Raw genomic sequence first — 15,027 nt, 5'->3', positions numbered from 1 at the left:
GCTCAGGGCACCAGATTCACCAGCTTCCCCGGCACCACAATCACCCGTCGGGGCGGCTGGCCCTCCAGCCATTTCTGGGCCACATCACTGGCCAGGGCGAGTTGCTCCAAGGTCTCGCGATCGGCGTCGGCCGGCACGGTCACACTGCCCCGCACCTTGCCCTTCACCTGAATCACCAGCTCGATGCTGTCTTGCACCAGGGCTTCAGGATCGTGGCTGGGCCAGGCTTGCCGGTGCACGCTGCCGTGGCCGCCAAGACGTAGCCAGAACTCCTCGGCCAGGTGGGGGGCAAACGGCGCCAACAGGCGGATCAACGCCGAGAGCGCCTCCTGGCGCACGGCCTCGGAGAGCTGATCGAGGCCCCCTCCAAGAGCATTGGCGAGCTTCATCAGCTCGGAGATCGCGGTGTTGAACTGCAGTTCCCCGCTCAGGTCCTCGTCGATGGCGGCGATGGCGCTGTGGATGGCCCGGCGCGCCTCGCGGTCGTCTGGTGTGAGTTCGGTTGGCAGGGGCAGGGGTGTGGCGAGTGCAACGCCGCAGCCAGCGGCCTGATCCACCAGGCGCCAGAGCCGCTGCAGAAAGCGAAACTGCCCTTCCACATCGGCGTCATCCCATTCCAGATCCTTTTCCGGAGGCGCCTTGAACAGGATGAACATGCGGGCCGTGTCGGCCCCGTAGCGATCGATCACCGCCGCTGGGTCGACGCCGTTGTGCTTCGACTTCGACATTTTTTCGAACAGGATCTCCAGACGGCTGCCGTCGTCTGGGTCGCGTGGATCGGCGGGATCGCTCACCTGGGCGCTGGGCACGTAGCGACCGGTGCTGGGGTTGCGATAGGTCACCCCCTGCACCATGCCCTGGGTGAGCAGCCGCTGGAAGGGTTCGCGGATCGTGAGCAGACCGCGATCGTGCAGGGCCTTGGTGAAGAAGCGGGCATAGAGCAGATGCAGGATCGCGTGTTCAATGCCGCCCACGTACTGCTGCACCGGCAGCCAGCGCGCAATCGCTTCGGCGCTGAATGGCTTCTCCTGATTGCGGGGATCGGCGAAGCGCAGGAAATACCAGGAGGAACACATGAAGGTGTCCATGGTGTCGGTTTCCCGCTGCGCGTCGGCACCGCAACAGGGACAGGCCACCGCTTTCCAGCTCTCAAGCTGGGCCAGGGGCGAACCGCCCCGGCCCGACAGCTCCACCGTGCGGGGCAACTCCACCGGCAACTGCTCCCTGGGCACGGGCACCGCCCCACAGGACGGACAATGGATGATCGGAATCGGGCAACCCCAGTAGCGCTGGCGGGAGATCAACCAGTCGCGCAGGCGGTATTGCACGGTCGCCCTCGCCCAGCCATGCTCCTCGCCAAAGGCAGTGATGGCGGCCTTGGCGCCGTTGGAGGTCAGGCCATCAAACCGGCCTGAGTTCACCAGCACACCGGCTTCGGTCCAGGCTTCCCCCAGGGGGTCAGGACCGTCCTGGCCAGGGGCTTGCACCACCTGGCGCAGCGGCAGCTGATGCTGCCGCGCAAACAGAAAGTCGCGCTGGTCATGGGCGGGCACCCCCATGACGGCGCCGGTGCCGTAGTCCGACAGCACGTAATCGGCGATCCAGATCGGCAGCGATTCGCCGTTCACCGGATTGATGACGTGGCTGCCGAGCGGCAGGCCGCGTTTGGGTTGATCGTCTGCCGTGCGTTCGTCCTGGGAGAGGGTCTCCATCAGGTCGCGGAACGCGGTGACGGCGTCACGCTGGGCCTCGCTGGTCAGGGCCTCCACCAGGGGATGGTCGGGAGCGAGCACCACATAACTGGCGCCATACAGGGTGTCGGGGCGGGTGGTGAACACGGTGATGTGTTCACCCGTCGTGGCCCCGCCCGGCTCGACCACAGCGAAATCGATTTCTGCTCCGCGGGAGCGACCGATCCAGTTCGCCTGCATGGTGCGCACCCGTTCCGGCCACCCCTGGAGCTGCTCGAGATCGTCCAGCAGGGCGTCGGCGTAGTCGGTGATCCGCAGGAACCATTGACGCAGTTTGCGTTGCTCCACCAGGGCGCCGGAGCGCCAGGAGCGGCCATCGCCATCCACCTGTTCGTTGGCCAGCACGGTCTGGTCGATTGGATCCCAGTTGACCGTCGCTTCCTTCTGATAAGCCAGCCCGCCCTCATGCAGCTCGAGGAACAACCACTGGGTCCAGCGGTAGTAATCGTCGTGGCACGTGGCCTGTTCCCGTTGCCAGTCGATCGAGAGGCCGAGTCGATTCAGCTGGGCTTTCATCTGGGCGATGTTGCGATCGGTCCAGTCGGCCGGATTCACACCACGCTCGATCGCTGCGTTCTCCGCCGGCAGTCCGAAGGCATCCCAGCCCATCGGGTGAAGCACCGCATCGCCGCGCATCCGCTGCGCCCTTGCGATCACATCGGTGATCACGTAGTTGCGCACATGCCCCATGTGCAGTGTTCCCGAGGGATAGGGGAACATCGAAAGGGCATAGAAAGCCTTCTGCCCCTCGGCCGGTTCCTGGGTGCGATCAAGCCCCTCGGCCTTCCATTGACGCTGCCAACGTTCCTCCAGCTCCAGGGGGGTGTAGCGCTGGCCACCGGGCTGGGCTGGGGCGGAATTCGACGGGGTCGCGGCGGTCACGGGCAGGGCTCACCTGGGGCGATCGTGACACAACCGCACACCGCCCCCAGTGGCCGCCACCAGCAAGCGCCTTCGCGTCAGCCGAGGGTGCGGATCAGGGCGATGGCGCGGCGACTGAGAAGCACCGGTTGGTCACTGTCTGAGCGATTGAGCGCGAGAAATTCCGGGTCCTGCCAGCGCAGGGATCCCTCCAGGCATTGCCCGTCGTTCAGTTCAATGCGAAGCACACGGCCCTGTCGCAGCCAGTCCTGGAGCAGTCGCACCCCCGGCAGACTGGGGTCGAAACTGGTGGTCTCCATCGATCCTGCCGCCGCGAACAACCATGCTCCAGTTCAGCAAGTATCAGGGTCTCGGCAACGATTTCATCCTGCTCGAGGGGCGTTCGGGGCAGCTGTCTGCGGCGATCTGCGAACCAGACCCCGCCTGGGTGCGGCGTCTGTGCGACCGACGCTTCGGCATCGGCGCCGACGGCATCATCCTGGCGCTTCCACCAGCGGCGGCAGGTGAGTTGCGGATGCGCATCTTCAACGCCGATGGCAGTGAGGCCGAGATGTGTGGCAACGGCATCCGCTGTCTCGCCCGCTTCCTCGCCGACAGCGACGGCGATGCCCCCGGTCGCACCTGGCGGATCGAAACCGCCGCCGGAATGATCATTCCCACCTTGCTGGCTGATGGTCAGATCCAGGTCGACATGGGGCGGCCCTTTCTGCAGCCGGAGCAGGTGCCCACCACCTTGCCGGTGGGTGCTGCGGGCCTGCCGCAGGGGGAGGTGGAGCTGGATGGTCGCCGCCTGGCACTGGCCGCCGCCGGGATGGGCAATCCCCACGTCGTCGTGACAGTGGACGATCTGGATCAGATCCCTTTTGAACGTTGGGGGGCGGCCCTGGAGGTGGATGCCCTCTTCCCCGCCAAGACCAACGTGCATTTTCTCCAGGTGTTGAGCCCCAACCGTCTGCAGATCCGCGTCTGGGAACGGGGTGCGGGCCCGACCTTGGCCTGCGGCACCGGAGCTTGCGCCACCCTCGTGGCGGCCCACCTGCTCGGTCTGGCGGAGGCCACAGCGGAGGTGCTACTCCCCGGCGGCCCGCTCACGATCAGCTGGCCGGATCGCTCCGGCTCGATCCTGATGACCGGTCCGGCAGAGGCGGTGTTTGATGGCGTTCTGGTGCCGGAGCTAGTGCCTGCCGATATGCCTGCCGATGTGGCCGCTGATCCGGTCCTCCCTGAGGTCGATGTGCCCATCCCTGACGCAGCCCCGGAGAGCTCACTTGATTGCGCCCGCGACTGCAGCGACACCTGTCAGCAACCGGAGCGCTGTCTGCGGGAGGAAGCGCAGAAGGAGGTGCAATCGCTGCTGTCGTCCATGTCGCTTGACGCCATGATCAATCTGGCCGGCGAGAGCCTGGAGCAGCGCACGCGGGCGCGGATGGATCGGGATCGTGGTGCTTGAGTTCAGCCCAGACCTGGGACCTGGTCTTTACCTTGATGCCTGCGCCACCGCGCCTCCTCGGCCTGAGGTTCTGCAGCACATGGCGGCCGTGCAGCGTACGGCCTGGGGCAACGCTTCGAGCCTGCACGCCCAGGGGCTTCAGGCGGCAGAGCAGTTGGAGCGCTCCCGCCTCGAGCTCGCCCAGGCCTTCGAGGCCGATCGCGATGAGTTGATCGTCACCTCGGGCGCCACCGAGTCGATCCATCTCGCCCTGCTCGGTGTGGCCCGTTGCCAGCCTCCAGGGCGGCTGGTGATCTCCGCGGTGGAACATCCGGCGGTGGAGGCTGCCGCCTTCAGGATGGTGGAGCGGGGTTGGCAGATCGCCCGTTGGCCCGTGGATGAAGAGGGCACCGTTCGCCTCGATCAGCTCGAGACCTTGCTGGCGCCGCCGACGCGGCTGGTGTCGTTGATCTGGGGGCAGAGCGAAGTGGGAACGCTTCAACCGGTGGAGAGGGTCGGGGAAGCCTGTCGTGCGCGGGAGATTCCGTTGCATGTGGATGCCACCCAGGTGGTGAGCCAGGGTCGGCCCGCCTGGCGCAGCTTGCCCGTGGATCTGCTCAGTGCCTCAGCCCACAAGTGTGGTGGTCCGAAAGGGGTGGGCCTGCTGTTGCGACGCCGGGCTCTCCAGGAAAGGCATGGCCCTATCCAAGCTGGTGGTGGCCAGGAGGGGGGGCTCCGGGGCGGAACCCAGCCAGTGGTCCTGATGGCCGGGATGGCACGGGCGATCAGCCTGTTGGAGCCCTGGGTGGATCCGCAGGCGCCTGAAGCCGAACCAGGCCCCAGTGGCATAGGCGCCGTGCAACAACGGCGCGATCGGTTGTTGAAGCAGTTGCTCAACCTCGCTCCGCTCCAGCTGCTCGGTGCTCCTGTGCAGCGACTGCCGCACCACATCGCCCTGTTGGCGGCTGATCCGAAGGGACGACCGCTGCCTGGACGCGCCGTTGTGCGGGCTCTGGCCGCTGAGGGTGTGGCGATCAGCAGTGGCAGTGCCTGCGCTTCCGGCCGCGATGGTGGCAGCCCGGTGCTGGCGGCCATGGGGATCGCACCGGATTGGTGTCGTTCCGGCCTTCGCCTCAGCCTCGGCCCCTGGCTCAGCGAAGCCGATCTCAACGGTGTGGCAGCCCAGGTGCAAGGAGCGCTTGAGCAGGTCGCCGCCACGACGGCACCGCCTTGAGCCGCAGTACCCTCCGGCCTGCCACCAGCACCCGACCGTGAGCCTTCGCCTTCCCGCCGATCTGCTCGAGGCTGAAGATCAGGCTCAGCAGGCCATGCTCGAGGCCCTCGCCGAGCCGAAGCAACGGCGTTGGTCGGTGCACTGGCGCTTTGAGGGCCTGCGCATTCTTCCGGTGGCGCTTCGTTTCGCCCAGGCTCTCGCCGCCCAGGAGCTCTCACCGCTGCTGGTCTGGCCCGATGCTGGTGCGGCGGCTCTGGCGCGCCGAGATGGCGGTGCGCTGGCGAGCGCCAATGCCTCGCTGCAGGATGTGCTTACCGGTCGGATGGATCAGCGCCAGGGCGATCTGTTGATCGCGGTCACCCCCCAACCGAGTGATTACGACACGCTGGAGCAGGTGTGTGAACGCTGGACCGGTCCGGTGGTGATGCTCAATGGTCGCCTGGAGGATGCCGCCGTGGGCATCGGCAGTGTGGCCCGGGCCCGCCGCCGCGGTTTTGTCGCCACCTGGCAGGTGGCCTACTGGCTCGAGCCCCTGGCCGGAGCGGCACTGCTCGGGCGCTACCCCGCGTCCTGGACGTTGTTCCGACAAGACGCCGATGGCTACCGGGAGGTCACCCGGTTTGATCAGCGCCCCGACGCGGATCAGATCGACAGCGCTCTCCACGATGGTGCAGCAGCACTGGGTCAACAGATCGGTGCGATGGATCGCTTCCTCAAGGACCTGAGCGGCTGATCGCCCCGGGCCCTTGAAGCCTGGGGCTGACCTCCGTAACCTGTCGATTCCAGAGCACTGCAGATGGCCAGCGGACCCCGCTTCAGATCGATCAGCGCCATCGATGGCGTCGCTGCCGTGATCGGACTGGCTGCCTTGGCCGGTGTGCTCTGGAGCCCGAAGCTCAGCAACACCGTCGCTCGCGCTACCGGCTCTGTGAAGCCCGTGCAGATCAGCGTGGATGTGCGCGGTGTGCCGGCGGCTGATCCCTCCAAGTTGATTCAGGAGGCGCTCGCCAACGGCCGCACCAGCATCGTGATTCGAAACCAGCCCCATGGCTCGGTCCGTCTGGTGAAAGTCGATGACATCACCCGACAACTGGTGACCCTCACCCCCGAGGGGCGGGTGGTGACGGCGGAGGATCCGAATCGGCTCAGGCAGAGCACCCTTGATGCTCGCTTTGTCTTGGAAGGGGAGGCGACGGTCTCCAAAAGTGGTGTGGTGATGGCCGGCACCAATCTGAAGATCGGCACCCCGGTGGAGCTCGAGGGGCCGCGTTATCGGGTGAACGGCACCGTCAGCGGCGTCGAGGTGGAGTGACCATGACCCCGATCCAACCGTTGCGACGCAGTCTTCCCCTCCTGAGCTTGTTGACCATCGCCGCACCGGCGATTGCCGCACCTCCGCCGGTGCCCCTGCTCAGCCCCCAGGCCCCCCAGGAAGCGCGTGGTCTGCCCTCCTTGCGCGATGGCCAGCGCTGCCCTGCGCTGCAGCGGGCTGTGGAAGCCGATCTGGGAGCTGGCAAGCAGGCCTGGAGCATCAGCATCGTGGATGGCAATGGGGAGTTGCAGGCGGATGTGAATGGTCGGGTCGCTCGGGTCCCCGCTTCGAATCAGAAGTTGATCAGCACCGCCTTCGCTCTCGATCGTCTTGGCCCAGACTTCCGCCTGCGCACCCAACTGGTGCGCCGCCCTGATGGGGTGCTGGAGTTGCGCGGTCAGGGCGATCCCGACCTGGGTCTGGCCGGTCTGCAGCGGCTGGCGATGGCAGCTCTGGGGCAAGGCGGCTCCCGTAACCCCGAGACCGGAGCGGCGCCGATCAAACTGATGTTGCGGGAAGAACCACCCCAACGCTGGTGGCCCCGCGACTGGGAACCCGCTGATCGTGCCTATGCCTATGGCGCACCGATCACCCGGCTGGCTCTTACCAGCAATGCCCTCGACATGGCGGTGCAGAACCCGGCGGCCCGGTTCAAGACCTTGTTCAGCAAACAGGTGCAACGGCAGGGCGGTGCGGTGCAGCTCACGGTTGCGGCGCCCCAACCGCTTCGGGTCACGCCCGATCTGAGCCAGGACGATGGCATGGGAACAGCCGATGGCGAGGGCACGACGTTGCTGCATGAGGAAACCTCTGCGCCCATGCATGCCCTGCTCAGCCTCGCCAACACCGAGAGCCACAACTTCACCGCTGAGGTGTTGTTGCGGGCGGCGGCGGATCAGTGGGATGTGAAGGCCGCCTCGCGTGAGGCGATGGCCTGGATGACGGCCCAGAATCTGCCCGTCCAGGGACTGCGCATCGCTGATGGCAGCGGCCTCTCCCGTTCCAATCGGGTCAGCAGCCAGACCCTGGCGGCCCTCTTGTTGCACATGCATCAACACCCCCTGGGGCCCTACTACCAGGCCTCCATGGCTATCGCCGGGCGACGGGGCACCCTGCGCAATTACTTCCGAGGCACGTCCCTGGAGGGACGGTTATGGGCGAAGACCGGCACCCTGCGTGGGGTGCGGTCTGTGAGTGGGATTCTCCAGACCGCCGATGGCCCTCGGTTTGTGAGCCTGATCTCCAATGGTGCCGGGGCCCCGAATCAAACGATCGGGGCCGTGTTGCGCTCGGTGCAACGCCTCAGCCCGTGCCCCGGATCTGTCTGAGCCGTGAGGCGGCGCGGCGGGCCCGTGAGATGGGCACCGCTTTCTCCCGTTCGTTCTCGGCAGCAGGCCTGGCCTGCGATGGTTCGGTTTTCAGGGTCTGGATTTTCACCAGCTCCTGACGGCCGGCGAGCACCACCTGGGCCATTTCCTTGAGGCGGGTTTCCAGTTCACCCAGGGTCTGCTCGGCGTAGCGGTTGGCGCCGTCCTGCACCGAAGCCGCCTCCTGGCGACTGCGCTGAATCAAGGATTCGCACTGCTGTTGGGTCTGTTGCCGGTAGCTGAGGGCGTCCTGATGCAGCCGCTCCGCTTCGGCTTGGGCTTCCTTCTGCAGGCGCAGACCCTCCTGGCGGATCTGCTCCAGCTCCTGCATCGCCTGGGTGCGGTTGCGCTCGTGCTGTTCGCTCAGTTGCCGCTTCAGCTCCATCGCTTCTTGATCGAGCTGTTGACGTCGCTGCAGCGCTTCTTGTTCGAGCTGTTGACGACGACCGGCGAACTGCTGCTCGAGTTGGGCGAGCTTGGCCTGCATGTCGTGCTCCATCTGGGCCGACTGCTGCCGGGTGGACTGGAGCAGCTGTTCACACTGCTGTCGGGTGTGTTCCCGCAGTTCATTCACCTGGCGCTCCGCCTCCTGGCGAATCGCAGCAGCGTTCACCATCTGCTCACGCTGCTGCTGCGCTTTCTGAACGATCTCCTCGGCTTGCTGGCGGGCCGTGGCGATGAAGCTGTCGCGTTGTTCGATCAGCGCATCGGCCTGGGTGATCTGGGCCGGCAGCGCTTCACGCACGCTGTCGAGGATCTCGATCGCATCCTGCTCATTGACCAATCGCCCTCCGCTGAAGGGAATACGACTCCCCTCAAGGACGATCTCCTCCAGCTGATCAAGCTGGTCGAGCACGGGAAACCGGATCTCGCTCATCGCTGTTCAGGTGGGAAAGGCAAATTAAAGAGCCTGGCGAGGTCCTGCGCCACCACCTCCGGCACCATGTGACTGACACGGCCGCCAAAACGGGCCACTTCCTTCACCACCGAGCTGCTGAGGAAGCTGTGGTGAGCTGACGTGGCCAGGAACACGGTTTCGATCTCTGGTTGCAGCGATCGGTTGGTGTGGGCGATCTGGAGCTCGTATTCGAAGTCACTCATCGCCCGCAGACCCCGCAGAATCAGATCGGCGCCGATGGTCTCAGCGCAGCGCACGGTGAGGCCGTCGAAGCTGGTCACTTGCACGCCCCTGAGGTGCGCGGTGGAGGCTTTGATCTGGTCGAGGCGTTGCTCGAGGCTGAAAGCCGGCGTTTTGCCGGGGTTCTGCAGCACGGCCACCACCACCTCGCCGAAGAGGCGGTAGCCCCGCTCGATCAGATCCAGATGGCCCAGGGTGAGCGGATCAAAGCTGCCGGGGTAGAGGGCACGCATGTGCGGCGACGGGCGAGCCAGGATCTTATGAAGATGCGGAGCGGATGCTTCTTGGCTTCACCGTCGGTGCGATCACCCTTGCTGATGCAACCGGAGCGGCTGGAACGCCGCCTCAAGGAGATTCCGGCCCAGCCCGGCTGTTACCTGATGCGCGATCAGGACGATCGCATTCTTTACGTGGGCAAGTCGAAGAGTCTGCGCAGCCGGGTGCGCAGTTATTTCCGCAGTCGTCACGACCTCTCCCCCCGCATCCGCCTGATGACACGGCAGGTGTGCGAGATCGAATTCATCGTGACTGACAGCGAGGCGGAAGCGCTGGCGCTGGAATCGAATCTGATCAAGAACCATCAGCCCCACTTCAATGTGTTGCTGAAGGACGACAAGAAATACCCCTACCTGTGCATCACCTGGAGTGAGACCTATCCGCGTCTGTTCATCACCCGCCGGCGCCGTTTTCGCAGCCCCCTCGATCGGTTTTATGGTCCGTATGTGGATGTTGGCCTGCTGCGCCGCACCCTGTTTCTGGTGAAACGGGTGTTTCCCCTGCGGCAGCGTCCGCGGCCGCTTTACCCCGACCGCACCTGCCTCAACCATGCCATCGGCCGCTGCCCGGGGGTGTGTCAGGAAAAGATCAGCTCGGAGGAGTACCACCGCATCCTGCGCAAGGTGGCGATGGTGTTTCAGGGCCGCAGCGATGAGCTTCAGACCCTGCTCACCGAGCAGATGGAGCGCTACGCCGAACGGCTCGATTTCGAAGCGGCGGCCCGGATCCGTGACCAGCTGCAGGGGCTGGATCAACTGACCGCCGATCAGAAAATGAGCCTGCCCGATTCCTCGGTGAGTCGGGATGTGCTCGCCCTGGCGTGTGATCAACGGGTGGCCGCCGTGCAGTTGTTCCAGATGCGCGCCGGCAAGTTGGTGGGTCGCCTCGGTTTCACCGCCGACGCCGAGGGCCTGGAGCCGGGATTGATCCTGCAGCGGGTGATCGAAGAGCACTACAGCCAGGTGGATGCGGTGGAGATTCCACCGGAGCTGTTGGTGCAACATCCGTTGCCCCAGCGGGCCCTGCTGGAGGACTGGTTGGGGGAACAGCGGGAGCGGCGGGTCCAGATCCACTGTCCGCAGCGCCGCCAGAAGGCGGATCTGATCGAGCTGGTGCAACGCAACGCCGAATTCGAGCTGTTGCGGGCCCAACGGGGGCAGGAACAGCAGGCCCTGGCAACGGAAGATCTGGCCCAGCTGCTCGAATTGCCCCGCCCCCCCCGACGGATCGAGGGCTACGACATCAGCCATATCCAGGGCAGCGATGCGGTGGCCTCGCAGGTGGTGTTTATCGATGGTCTGCCCGCCAAGCAGCACTACCGCAAATACAAGATCCGCAGCAGCAGCGTCCGGGCGGGCCACAGCGACGACTTCATGTCGATGGCGGAGGTGATTCGTCGCCGGTTCCGGCGGTGGGCGCGGGCCAAGGCGGAGGGGGCTGACCTGGGGGCGCTGCGGCATCGGGGTGGCAGTGCTCTGCAGACCGATGGCCTCAACGACTGGCCCGATGTGGTGATGATCGACGGTGGCAAGGGTCAGCTCTCAGCCGTGATGGAAGCCCTGCGGGAACTGGATCTGGATCAGGACCTCACCGTCTGCTCTCTGGCGAAGCAACGGGAGGAGATTTTTCTGCCGGGTGAACGGCAGCCCCTGGAGAGCGAGCCGGATCAACTGGGGGTGGCTCTGCTGCGACGGCTTCGTGATGAGGCCCATCGCTTCGCCGTGAGCTTCCATCGTCAACAGCGGGGCGAACGGATGAAGCGCTCCCGTCTCTCCGATATTCCCGGTCTGGGGCCGAAACGGGTGCGCGACCTGCTGGCCCATTTCCACTCCATCGATGCCATCCAGCTGGCGCCTGTGGAGCAGTTGGCGGCGGCACCGGGGATCGGCCCCTCCCTTGCCGAGCAGATCCATGGCTTCTTTCATCCCCAGGACGACCATGGCTTCGACGAGGCCGAGGTGGAGGCCCCCCCGCCGGCGGCTGGGGGCCAGAGTGAACGCTTCGATGCCCTGCCGCGATGAGGTGCCTGAGGCCACTGCTGTGCACCCTGTTCGCGCTGTTGTGGAGCAGTGCGCTCTGCGCTGGCCAGGCCGCCTGGGCCGCTCCCGGCCTCTGTACCGGAGCGGTCTGCGCGGATCACATCACCCGCAGCGCCAAGAACCACTGGCAGTTGGTGCTGCGTCTCAACGATCAGCTCGGCCATCGGGAAAAGGTGGTGATGGATTGTCGCGCCCTGGTGCTCAGCCCACGGGCGGGTCAGGTCGACCGGGGTTACGCCACCGCCCTGGGGCGACGGGCCTGCCGGCTGGCCGGTGAACTGAGCTGAAGCCGATGGAGGAAATCACCCTCATCTACCCCCACCAGCTGTTTGCCCACCACCCCGGTCTGGCCCCCGGCCGCCCGGTGGTGCTGGTGGAGGAGCCGCTGCTGTTTGGCACAGATCCGTCCTGGCCGTTGCAGCTCCATCCCCAGAAGCTGCTGTTGCATCGCCACTCGATCGAGGCCTACAGGCATCGGCTCGAGGCGGCCGGGCATCCGGTGCGGCTGCAGCGCCACGATCAGGCGGCCAGCACGGAAGACCATCTGGCCCTGCTGCTGGCGCAGGGGGTGCGTCACCTCCACCTGGTCGATCCCGTTGATGACTGGCTGGAGCGCCGCATCCGCCGCTGGTCGGCCCGGGAGGGCCTCAGGCTCACGTGGTATGCCTCGCCGATGCTGCTGACGCCGGTGGAGGAGGGCGAAGCCTTCCTGGCCCGTGGCAAGAAGCCCTCGATGGCCCGGTTTTACGAGCGCCAGCGGCGGCGCTTGGGCGTGTTGATCGATCCGCAGGGTCAACCCGTGGGCGGTCGATGGAGTTTTGATGCCGACAATCGCAAAAAGCTGCCGAAGCAGATCCAGCTGCCACCGGATCCACTTCAGGCTGATCTTCAGGCGGATCCGGTGACTGGCCTGGTGCCGGTCGATCACAGCGGAGCGGAGCGTTGGCTCGAGGCCTTTCTCGAGCAACGCTTGCAGAAGTTCGGGGCCTACGAAGACGCCATCAGCCGGCAGCATCACGTGCTCTGGCACAGCGTGCTCACCCCCATGCTCAACATCGGCCTGCTCACCCCGCAACAGGTGCTCGATCGCACCCTGGCCCGGGCTGAGGCGGGGGATGTGCCGCTCAATTCACTCGAGGGGTTTGTGCGTCAGATCATTGGTTGGCGTGAATTCATGGCGTTGATGTATCGCCACCACGGCGTGACCCTGCGCAACGGCAATTTCTGGGGTCTGGAGGATCGGCCAATCCCTGAGGCCTTCTACACCGGTCACACCGGCCTTCCCCCGATCGATGCAGTGATTCAACGGGTGCGGCGCAGTGGCTACTGCCATCACATCGAGCGGTTGATGCTGCTCGGGAATGTGATGCTCCTCTGCGGCTTCCACCCCACCCGCATTTGCAATTGGTTCATGGAGCTGTTCCTTGATGCCTACGACTGGGTGATGGTGCCGAATGTGTATGGCATGAGTCAGTTCGCCGATGGGGGTCTGTTCACCACCAAGCCCTACGTCTCCGGCTCCAACTATGTGCGCAAGATGTCGGATTACCCGAAGGGGCCTTGGTGCGACGTTTGGGACAGCCTCTTCTGGAGCTTCATCGATCGCCATGGCGACTTTTTCCGCAGCCAGGTGCGTCTGGCGATGATGGCGCGCCATCTCGATCGCATGGGTGAGGCGACCCTGGCGGAGCATCGCGAGCGGGCTCAGCGTTTTCTTGACGGGCTGGCCTGAATGCTGCGTAGGGTCACCGCGTTGACGTTCATCCCATGACCCTGCCGTCCGAGGCCTACCTCTGGTTCAAGACCCTCCACATTGTGGGCGTGGTGGTGTGGTTTGCCGGGCTCTTCTACCTGGTGCGGTTGTTCATCTACCACGTGGAAGCGGAGGAGCTGGCCCCTGAGCTGCGCACGCCCTTTCAGACCCAATACGGCCTGATGGAACGGCGCTTGGCCAACATCATCACCACCCCCGGCATGGTGGTGGCGGTGTCGATGGCGGTGGGCCTGCTGGCGGTGCAACCCAGTTGGCTGCATCAGGGCTGGATGCACGCCAAGCTCGCGTTTGTCGCCGCACTCCTCGTTTATCACGCCTTTTGCTACCGCCTCATGGGGCAATTGCAGCGAGGCGACTGCCGTTGGAGCGGACGACAGCTGCGCGCCCTCAATGAACTCCCCACCCTGCTCCTGGTGATCGTGGTGATGCTCGTGGTGTTCAAGAACCAGTTTCCGACCGGCGCCGCCACCTGGTTCGTGGTTGCCCTAGTGGTGTTCATGGCCGCCTCAATTCAGTTCTATGCCCGCTGGCGGCGGCTCAAAGCCGAAGCCCTCGCAGCCGAGCCTGCCGAAGCCCATGGCCACTGATCGCCACCCCCTGAGGCCCATCCTTGAAACGGTGGGCCCCGAGAGCTGCCCGGCGGCTCTCAATTTCCACTGCCACACGCTCTGCAGCGACGGCAGCCTCTCCCCCGAGGCCCTGATTCGGCAGGCCCGCGATCAGGGCCTCAAGCATCTCGCCGTCACCGATCACCACAGTGCGGCGGCGTTCCGCCCGATGCAGGCCTGGTTGGAGCGGCAGCTGGACGCCGGCCACGCGGTGCCCACCCTCTGGAGCGGCATGGAGATCAGTTGCGTGCTGCGCGGCTGCCTCGTGCACGTGCTGGCGCTGGGCTTCGAGCTCGACCACCCGGCGTTGCACGTCTACAGCCAGGGGGATGCGGCGGTGGGAGAACCGCTCCGGGCAGAGGCCGTCCGCAAGGCGATTCATGCTGCTGGCGGTCTGGCTGTGCTGGCCCATCCGGCCCGTTATCGCCTCGGTTACCCCGAGCTGATCGATGCGGCGGCTGAGCTGGGCTTCGATGGCGGCGAGGCCTGGTACGACTACGACATGCAACCGCGTTGGAGCCCGACACCGCTGATGTGCGAAGCGATCGATGCCCAGTTGAAGAACCTTGGCCTTTTGCGTACGTGTGGCACCGATACCCACGGCCATGACCTCAAGGGTCGCTAAGTTCAGTCCACTTCCTGTTGATCAGGCATGGGTTTCTTCGATCGTCTGCTGAATCCCCGCGCTGCAGCGCCGCGCACCGATACGAACCAGGTCCAGCCGAAGCCCGCGAAAAAGCAGGACGCCTTCTTCCTCGACAGCGACACCTCCACCTCCCTGGGGGATCTCAACTACATGCGTGAGGCGAAGACGATCCGCCGCACCTTCCCCGGTACTGCCGACAGTCCAGGGACGAAGGAATTGGTCACCGAGGTGGATGCCATGGACCTGAAGGTGGATGTGGCCTCTGAGGGGCTCGGTGGTGTGAGCAAAACCGAGGCGACTGTTTCGGTGACCCAGGGCGTGCCCAAACCGGTGAAGAAAACCTTCGCTGAACCGATGAGTCAGCAGGAGTTGAATCAACGCCTTAAAGGCAGCGCCCTCTCCGGCGTCAATGCCCCGACTCCAGCCGATGCCGCTCCCGTGGCCCGCAAAACGGAACTGAAGCCGGAAGCCAGCGCGTCCAAGCCCAGCAGTGCCCAGTCGGCCGCTCCCGGCTCGATCGATCCCTTCCGTGCCATGGTGCGGGATCTCAACAGCTGAGTCTCAATTTCTG

Annotated in this window: 15 protein-coding genes; 11 read left to right on the top strand and 4 right to left on the bottom strand. The window is 65.4% G+C overall.

Annotated elements, in window-relative coordinates:
• Window positions 1–2: 2 nt before the first annotated feature.
• Together leuS and SynWH8101_RS07100 are read right to left on the bottom strand one after the other, a co-directional pair.
• Window positions 3–2,633, bottom strand: a complete 2,631-nt coding sequence (gene leuS, locus SynWH8101_RS07105; protein WP_130129163.1) for a leucine--tRNA ligase — start codon at window positions 2,631–2,633, stop codon at window positions 3–5.
• A gap of 77 nt (window positions 2,634–2,710) precedes the next feature.
• Window positions 2,711–2,932, bottom strand: coding sequence for a hypothetical protein (locus tag SynWH8101_RS07100; RefSeq protein ID WP_130129162.1), 222 nt, complete (start codon window positions 2,930–2,932; stop codon window positions 2,711–2,713).
• A gap of 23 nt (window positions 2,933–2,955) precedes the next feature.
• On the opposite strand from SynWH8101_RS07100, the gene dapF reads away from it, so the two are divergent.
• The 5 genes from dapF to dacB all read left to right on the top strand — a co-directional run bounded on the left by dapF (window position 2,956) and on the right by dacB (window position 7,936).
• Window positions 2,956–4,083, top strand: a complete 1,128-nt coding sequence (gene dapF, locus SynWH8101_RS07095; protein ID WP_130129161.1) for a diaminopimelate epimerase — start codon at window positions 2,956–2,958, stop codon at window positions 4,081–4,083.
• Complete coding sequence (locus tag SynWH8101_RS07090; RefSeq protein WP_130129160.1) at window positions 4,073–5,296, top strand: cysteine desulfurase family protein; 1,224 nt, start codon at window positions 4,073–4,075, stop codon at window positions 5,294–5,296. The genes dapF and SynWH8101_RS07090 overlap by 11 nt, the downstream gene beginning before the upstream one ends.
• A gap of 37 nt (window positions 5,297–5,333) precedes the next feature.
• Window positions 5,334–6,029 carry a DUF1995 family protein gene (locus SynWH8101_RS07085; RefSeq protein WP_130129159.1) on the top strand — a complete coding sequence of 232 codons (696 nt, stop codon included), beginning with the start codon at window positions 5,334–5,336 and terminating at the stop codon, window positions 6,027–6,029.
• Window positions 6,030–6,092: 63 nt separating this feature from the next.
• A complete protein-coding gene (locus SynWH8101_RS07080; RefSeq protein ID WP_130129158.1) occupies window positions 6,093–6,608 on the top strand; it encodes a DUF4330 domain-containing protein in 516 nt (171 codons plus the stop codon).
• A gap of 2 nt (window positions 6,609–6,610) precedes the next feature.
• Window positions 6,611–7,936, top strand: coding sequence for a D-alanyl-D-alanine carboxypeptidase/D-alanyl-D-alanine-endopeptidase (gene dacB, locus SynWH8101_RS07075; protein WP_165380952.1), 1,326 nt, complete (start codon window positions 6,611–6,613; stop codon window positions 7,934–7,936).
• Here the strand turns inward: dacB and SynWH8101_RS07070 are convergent.
• Window positions 7,911–8,852, bottom strand: a complete 942-nt coding sequence (locus SynWH8101_RS07070) for a hypothetical protein (protein ID WP_130129156.1) — start codon at window positions 8,850–8,852, stop codon at window positions 7,911–7,913. The genes dacB and SynWH8101_RS07070 overlap by 26 nt on opposite strands.
• The gene (gene coaD, locus SynWH8101_RS07065) at window positions 8,849–9,346 is read right to left on the bottom strand and encodes a pantetheine-phosphate adenylyltransferase (RefSeq protein WP_130129155.1); all 498 of its coding nucleotides are present in this window, start codon (window positions 9,344–9,346) and stop codon (window positions 8,849–8,851) included. Before coaD ends, SynWH8101_RS07070 begins: the two co-directional genes overlap by 4 nt.
• 33 nt (window positions 9,347–9,379) lie before the next feature.
• Between coaD and uvrC the strand changes: the two genes are divergently transcribed.
• The 6 genes from uvrC to SynWH8101_RS07035 are packed head-to-tail and all read left to right on the top strand — an operon-like array spanning window position 9,380 to window position 15,014.
• On the top strand, window positions 9,380–11,410 hold the full coding sequence (gene uvrC / locus SynWH8101_RS07060; protein WP_130129154.1) for an excinuclease ABC subunit UvrC: 2,031 nt from the start codon (window positions 9,380–9,382) through the stop codon (window positions 11,408–11,410).
• Complete coding sequence (locus SynWH8101_RS07055; RefSeq protein ID WP_174719502.1) at window positions 11,407–11,715, top strand: hypothetical protein; 309 nt, start codon at window positions 11,407–11,409, stop codon at window positions 11,713–11,715. Before uvrC ends, SynWH8101_RS07055 begins: the two co-directional genes overlap by 4 nt.
• A gap of 5 nt (window positions 11,716–11,720) precedes the next feature.
• Window positions 11,721–13,160, top strand: coding sequence for a cryptochrome/photolyase family protein (locus SynWH8101_RS07050; RefSeq protein ID WP_130129153.1), 1,440 nt, complete (start codon window positions 11,721–11,723; stop codon window positions 13,158–13,160).
• A 35-nt stretch (window positions 13,161–13,195) separates the two neighbouring features.
• A complete protein-coding gene (gene hemJ, locus SynWH8101_RS07045) occupies window positions 13,196–13,789 on the top strand; it encodes a protoporphyrinogen oxidase HemJ (RefSeq protein WP_130129152.1) in 594 nt (197 codons plus the stop codon).
• Window positions 13,779–14,435 (top strand): PHP domain-containing protein, encoded by a 657-nt coding sequence (locus SynWH8101_RS07040; protein ID WP_130129151.1) that lies wholly within the window; start codon window positions 13,779–13,781, stop codon window positions 14,433–14,435. The genes hemJ and SynWH8101_RS07040 overlap by 11 nt, the downstream gene beginning before the upstream one ends.
• Before the next feature lie 27 nt (window positions 14,436–14,462).
• Window positions 14,463–15,014, top strand: a complete 552-nt coding sequence (locus SynWH8101_RS07035) for a hypothetical protein (RefSeq protein WP_130129150.1) — start codon at window positions 14,463–14,465, stop codon at window positions 15,012–15,014.
• The last annotated feature ends 13 nt before the right edge of the window (window positions 15,015–15,027 follow it).

The sequence above is a fragment of the Synechococcus sp. WH 8101 genome, from assembly GCF_004209775.1.
Lineage (GTDB): Bacteria > Cyanobacteriota > Cyanobacteriia > PCC-6307 > Cyanobiaceae > Synechococcus_C.
The sequence above is the reverse complement of the archived record's forward strand: the minus strand, read 5'-3'. Positions and strand labels throughout refer to the sequence as shown.